The 927-nt window shown below is 33.4% G+C and carries 1 protein-coding gene; it reads left to right on the top strand.

Going from position 1 to position 927, the window contains the following annotated elements; all coding sequences use genetic code 11:
• Positions 1 to 548: alpha/beta hydrolase (locus IDG60_RS16360; protein WP_206160930.1), on the top strand; the 548-nt coding region annotated here is incomplete at its 5' end.
• Between the last annotated feature and the right edge of the window lie 379 nt (positions 549 to 927).

The raw sequence follows: 927 nt of genomic DNA, 5'->3' as shown, positions 1-927 counted from the left end.
CATATAATGTAGATGATTGGTGGGAAGAAGTTGAGAAAGCTTACCAATTTTTAGTCAATGAAGGTTATGAATCTATCAGTGCAACGGGTGTGTCTTTAGGTGGATTAATGACATTAAAATTGGCGCAGCACTACCCGTTGAAACGTATCGCTGTCATGTCAGCACCAAAGGAAAAAAGTGATGATGGCTTAATAGAACATTTAGTTTATTATAGTCAACGCATGTCGAATATTTTAAATTTAGATCAGCAAGCATCGAGTGCGCAATTAGCAGCAATTGATGATTATGAAGGTGAAATTACGAAGTTTCAGCATTTTATTGATGATATCATGACAAATTTAAATGTTATTAAAATTCCAGCTAATATATTATTTGGTGGTAAAGATGAGCCATCCTATGAAACAAGTGCACATTTTATTTATGAACATTTAGGATCAGTAGACAAAGAATTAAATGGTCTGAAGGATTCGCATCATTTAATGACACATGGAGAAGGCAGAGATATTTTAGAAGAAAATGTTATTCGCTTTTTCAATGCTTTAACATAATTGAAGATTTTAAATATTAACACTTGAGTGACGATGTTATTATATTTGTCATTTGAGTGTTTTTTGTGGCGTGATAGTATAGGGAACTTAGACAAAGTTAATTTGTAGTGTGATGTCGTGGAAATATTATGGGCATTGTACCTGAAGTTGTTATGTGGCGAGATATTGGCGCACGTATACAGCGTTGAACCAGAAATTTTAATGTAGCGTAATGACAACACATTACAAGAGTTGACTATATTATGATAAATACAGGCGCTACCGTATTAATGAAACAATTTTGATGCAGGTGTATTGCATGTTATTTACATACATGTTAGAGTGTTACTTAAACACGTAGACGCTTTAACGCTTTAAAGGAGATGTGAATGATGAAAAG

The sequence above is a fragment of the Staphylococcus sp. EG-SA-2 genome (assembly GCF_017152085.1).
The sequence above is the reverse complement of the archived record's forward strand: the minus strand, read 5'-3'. Positions and strand labels throughout refer to the sequence as shown.